Source organism: Streptomyces muensis (genome assembly GCF_021474425.1).
Taxonomy (GTDB): domain Bacteria; phylum Actinomycetota; class Actinomycetes; order Streptomycetales; family Streptomycetaceae; genus Streptomyces; species Streptomyces muensis.
Genome location: NZ_JAKEIP010000423.1, coordinates 1 through 4676, shown reverse-complemented (window position 1 = coordinate 4676; position 4676 = coordinate 1). Strand labels below are relative to the sequence as shown.

The 4676-nt window shown below is 71.2% G+C and carries 6 protein-coding genes; 2 read left to right on the top strand and 4 right to left on the bottom strand.

The genetic code is table 11. The features are described from left to right. Positions 1-364 precede the first annotated feature (364 nt). The 4 genes from L0P92_RS42280 to L0P92_RS42265 form a co-directional block, all read right to left on the bottom strand. On the bottom strand, positions 365-1000 hold the full coding sequence (locus L0P92_RS42280) for a hypothetical protein (RefSeq protein WP_234768452.1): 636 nt from the start codon (positions 998-1000) through the stop codon (positions 365-367). A 94-nt stretch (positions 1001-1094) separates the two neighbouring features. Further along, positions 1095-1943: an aldo/keto reductase gene (locus L0P92_RS42275; RefSeq protein WP_234768455.1), complete on the bottom strand. Its 849-nt coding sequence runs from the start codon at positions 1941-1943 to the stop codon at positions 1095-1097. 47 nt (positions 1944-1990) lie between these two features. Continuing rightward, on the bottom strand, positions 1991-2923 hold the full coding sequence (murQ, locus tag L0P92_RS42270; protein WP_234768451.1) for an N-acetylmuramic acid 6-phosphate etherase: 933 nt from the start codon (positions 2921-2923) through the stop codon (positions 1991-1993). Between the two features lie 141 nt (positions 2924-3064). Next, positions 3065-3979, bottom strand: a complete 915-nt coding sequence (locus L0P92_RS42265; protein ID WP_234768454.1) for a MurR/RpiR family transcriptional regulator — start codon at positions 3977-3979, stop codon at positions 3065-3067. A gap of 64 nt (positions 3980-4043) precedes the next feature. Between L0P92_RS42265 and L0P92_RS42260 the strand changes: the two genes are divergently transcribed. Both L0P92_RS42260 and L0P92_RS42255 read left to right on the top strand, forming a co-directional pair. After that, the gene (locus L0P92_RS42260) at positions 4044-4442 is read left to right on the top strand and encodes a DUF8819 family protein (protein ID WP_234768453.1); all 399 of its coding nucleotides are present in this window, start codon (positions 4044-4046) and stop codon (positions 4440-4442) included. Positions 4443-4446: 4 nt separating this feature from the next. Next, positions 4447-4676, top strand: a 230-nt coding sequence (locus L0P92_RS42255) for a DUF4031 domain-containing protein (protein ID WP_234768450.1), incomplete at its 3' end; no start/stop codon positions are given.

Genomic DNA, 4676 nt, shown 5'->3' with positions numbered 1-4676 from the left:
GGGCGGGAGTGGGACTGTCCGCCGGACGCGGTGGAGGTGGCGCCGCGCGGGGAGGTGCTGCGGGAGCAGGTCCGGGGCGTCAACCGGGAGGGGAGGATGCGTTGTTGAGCCGAGACGCCTGGTGGGAGCCGGGTGGGGAGGGCGTGTGGGGACCACAGACCTTCCCACCCGGTCTCGGCGAGCAGGCCGTGGTTCAGCCGAGCTTGGCCGCCTGGGCCTCGACGACGGCCGTCGGCTGCTCGAAGGCCTCGCCCCGGGTGACCGCCGCGATGTTGAAGGACGAGAAGCCCGCGAGCGTGCTGCCCTGCCGGAAGACGACGACCTTGGTCTCGCCCGCGCTGCCGCCCTGCTTCGTGCCGATCGTTCAGGCGACGGCGTCCTCGCCGGCCGAGAGGGTCTCCTCGCTGACCTTGGTGACCTGCTGCTTCTCACCGGCGACCGTCATGGTGAAGCCCCCGGCGCACTTCTTGCCGGCCTCGCGCAGCGCGGTGAGGGTCTGCTCGGCGCCGTCGGCGTCGTAGGACCAGAGGGAGGTCATCGTCTTGGTGATGTCGAGCGAGTTGAGGGTCGCCTCCTCGGCCTCCTTCTCCGTCATCTCCGCGAGCTCCTCCATCGAGGGCATGCCCTTCTTGGACGCCTCGGACTCCTGGACCACGAGGCGCTGGACGCTCGCCGCCGGCTTGCCCGCCGGGAGGGCCGACAGCACCTGCCCGACGGCGTCGCACTCGGCCTTGTCGACGGACACGGAACCGGGCTCGAAGACGTCGTCCTTGCCCGGCTCGGTGATCTCGTGGTCCTTGACGTCGCCCTTGGCGACCACGAGCTTCTCCAGCTCGGCGGCGGTGAGCGTCTTGGCCGCGGGCTTGTCGGACTTGGCGCCGCCCTTCGCTGCCTCCTTGTCCTCTCCACTCTGCTCGCCGCCTCCGCAGGCGGTGACGACAAGCGCGAGGGAGACCGCGGAAGCGGCCAGGACGGTACGACGAATGGCGGTGGCTGACATGCGGTGCATCTCCCGTGTTCAACTCCCCTGCACCCGATCTCGGCGCGGAGTTCACGCACACAAGACCAACGTGACCGGGGCAGGGTTGTGCGACCTACGGGGTTTGTGTGGCGGTGACGCGGCTCAGGCGGTCGTACTGCTCCTGGGTGAGGCGTACGGCGTTCGCTCCGACGTTCTCCTCCAGGTGCGCGACGCTCGTCGTGCCCGGGATCGGGACGATCACCGGGGAGTGGGCGAGCAGCCAGGCCAGCACGACCTGGGTGGGGGTCGCGTCGGCCTCCTTCGCCACCGCGGCGATCTCGGCCCGCGCCCCCGACTGCCCCGCCGCCACCGGCCGCCACGGCAGGAACGCGACCCCAGCCGCCTCGCAGGCCTTCAGCACGGGCTCGTACTCGCGGTCGAGGAGGTTGTAACGGTTCTGGACGCTCGCGATCTCCACCACGGCCCGCGCCTCGGCGAGCTCGTCGACCGTCACCTCGGACAGGCCGATCCGGCCCACCTTGCCCTCGTCACGCAGGTCACGGAGGGCGCCGACCTGGTCGGGGATCGGGACGGCCGGGTCGAGGCGGTGCAGCTGGAGCAGCTCGATGCGGTCGAGGCGGAGCCGGCGCAGGGCCTCGTCGACCTGGACGCGGAGGTCGGCGGGGTCGCCGGCGTGCCGCCAGCCCTCGCCCGCGGTGGTGTGGCGGATGCCGACCTTGGTGGCGATCACGAGGTCGTCCGGGTACGGGTGCAGGGCCTCGGCGAGGAGATCCTCGTTGGCTCCCCAGCCGTACAGGTGGGCCGTGTCGATCAGGGTGACGCCGAGTTCGACAGCCCGCCGGGCGACCGCGACGTGGGCGGCGTGCGCCTCCTCGTCGTCGCTGGGCCGCAGCCGCATGGCCCCGAATCCGAGCCGTCGTACTTCCAGGTCGCCGCCGATGCGGAAGGTCGTCGGTGCCATCATGCGGCCACGCTAACAGGGGAGTTGGCGGGGCAGGCGGGGCGAAGTCAGCTGCCCGCCGCCAGCGCCTCACGCAGGTGACCGCCCGACTCCTGAAGGAGACGGGCGGCAGTCGCCCCGTCCACGTCCGCCAGCAGCACCAGGATCGCCGTCTTCACCTCGCCGTCCGCCTCGGTCAGGGCCCGCTCGATGTCCGCGTCCTCCGCGCCGGTGGCGAGCGCGACGATACGGCGGGAGCGGGCCCGCAGCTTGTCGTTGGAGGCACGGACGTCGACCATCAGATTCCCGTACGTCTTGCCCAACCGGATCATCGTGATCGTCGACAGCATGTTGAGGACCAGCTTCTGCGCGGTGCCGGCCTTCAGCCGGGTCGAGCCGGTCAGCAGCTCCGGACCGACGACCACCTCGATCCCGTGCTCGGCCGCCCCCGCCAGGGCACTGCCCGCATTACAGGCCAGCCCGACCGTCAACGCCCCCTGCGCCCGCGCATGTTCAACGGCCCCGATGGCGTACGGCGTCCGCCCGGAGGCCGAGATGCCGACCACCGTGTCGACGGCCCCGATCCCGAGCGCGTCGAGATCGGCCCGGGCCAGCTCCTTGGAGTCCTCGGCCCCCTCGACCGAGGTCACCATCGCCTCCGGACCGCCCGCGATGAGCCCGACGACCTGGGTGGGTGCGGTGTTGAAGGTGGGCGGACACTCGGACGCGTCGAGCACACCGAGCCGACCGGCGGTGCCGGCACCGGCGTAGATGAGCCGGCCCCCCTGCGCCATCCTCTCCGCGATGGCGTCGATGGCCGCGGCGATCTCGGGAAGGCACCGTGCCACGGCCCCGGGCACGGCCGCGTCCTCCCCGTTCATGAGCCGCGCGATGTCGAGCGTGGGCAGCCGATCGATCTCCGCGAGCTCGGGCCGAAAGGCTTCGGTGGTGAGGGAGTCCAACTCGGAGCGGAGGTCACGGGGGGTGGGTGCAGAGGTCATGAGGGGGGCGGCTCTTTCCAAGTTTCCGGTGTGGTGACGTACTCAGGGGCGCGGGGCTGTGTTGAATTTGCGGCTACCGCCGCGTGGGCGCGACCAGCCACATCCGGCCCGCAGATGTCCACAAACAGTCGGGCCTACGGTCTAACGACGATGCCGATGCGCCAGGGCCTCATAAGACGCCGACAACGCGGGCGCCGCCGTCTCATACGTCCGCTGAGCCACCCCCACGAACAGACAGTCCACCACAAGCAACTGACTCGTACGGGACGACATCGCGGCGGGCCGCAACTCACTCTCCCGAGCCGTCGACGTCGTAAGAATGTGATCGGCGTACTGCGTCACGGCCCCATCCGGCCGCCCCGTGATGGCAACCGTCGTGGCCCCGTGCTCGAACGCCACCCGCAACGGCTCGATGACATCCCCGGTCGACCCGGAGTGCGTGATGGCGATGGCCACGTCACCCGCCCGCAACTGCACGGCGTTCGTCACGGCGAGATGCGGATCACTGTGCGCGTGGGCTATCAGCCCTATCCGCAGCAGCTTCTGCGTGAGGTCCTGCGCGACAAGACCGCTCGCCCCGACCCCGTACACGTCGATCCGCCGGGCCGCGGCGGCAGCCGACACGGCCGCGCCCAGCTGGGCGGTGTCGAGGCCGGCGGCCGTGTCGGCGAGGGTCTGCTGTTCGTCGTAGGCGAGTTTGGCGACCACGTCGGCGATCGGGTCGTCCACGGCGATGTCGGTCGTGATGGCCGGGGCGCGGCCCGACTGCTGCTGGGCGGCGAGGCCGGCGAGGGCGAGGCGCAGATCGCGGTAGCCGGGGTAGCCGAGGAGGCGGGCGGTGCGTACGACGGTGGCCTCGCTGGTGCCGGTGAGCTCGGCGAGGCCGGTGACGGTGAGGGCGGCGCAGCCCGCGGGGTCGTGCGCGACCGCTTCGGCGACGCGCTGCATGGAGCGGGTCATCGACGGGGCGAGCGTGCGCACCTTGGCGGCGAGGGCGGCGGGTGCGGGGGCCGCGCCCACCCGTCCGGAGAAAGTTTCCTTCACGTCACGGGTCACCATTGAAAGGTATTTTCAATACCGAGGCGTGGTCAAGAGTGCGCACAATGGGTTCATGGAACCCATCAGTCCGCTCAGTCCCCTGGAGCAGGCGCTGCACACGGCGCGCGCCCTCGTGCTCGCCGACCTGGTCGCGGCCGAGGTCGCCGAGGCGGACGTCGTGTCGCTGGTCGAGGAGTCGGTCGTACAGCGGCGCTGGTGGGTGGAGCAGTGGCCGGACGGCGTGGAGTACGTGGCCGGACTGGTCGCCCAGGACGTACAGGACGCGCTGCTGGACCGGTACGGGCGCTGGCCGCTCTGCCCGGTGTGCGGCTCCGGCGATCCGCATGCGCTGGAGGTCGAGCCGGAGCTGGGGCCGGATCCGTACTGGGTTTGCCACCAGGCGGGTGTGAAGGTCGCGGCGGTCGGGGCGCTGGGGTCGGCGGGGCAGGGCGGGACGCCGTCCTCGCCGGGGAGCGCGTGACGCCGTGGCGATCTACATAGACCCCCCGACCTGGCCGGGGCACGGCCGGATGTGGTCCCACCTCGTGAGCGACGTGTCGTACGACGAACTGCACGCTTTCGCCGACGAGTTGGGCGTACCGCGACGCGCCTTCGAACGGGACCACTACGACATCCCGTCCCACCGTTACGCCGACGTGGTGCGGGCGGGGGCGGTGGAGGTCAGCAGTCGTGAGGTGGTGCGGTTGTTGCAGGG

Coding starts and splice junctions, on each gene's coding strand:
- L0P92_RS42280 (WP_234768452.1), bottom strand. CDS start 1,000: ATGTCAGCCACCGCCATTCGTCGTACCGTCCTGGCCGCTTCCGCGGTC.
- L0P92_RS42275 (WP_234768455.1), bottom strand. CDS start 1,943: ATGGCACCGACGACCTTCCGCATCGGCGGCGACCTGGAAGTACGACGG.
- murQ (WP_234768451.1), bottom strand. CDS start 2,923: ATGACCTCTGCACCCACCCCCCGTGACCTCCGCTCCGAGTTGGACTCC.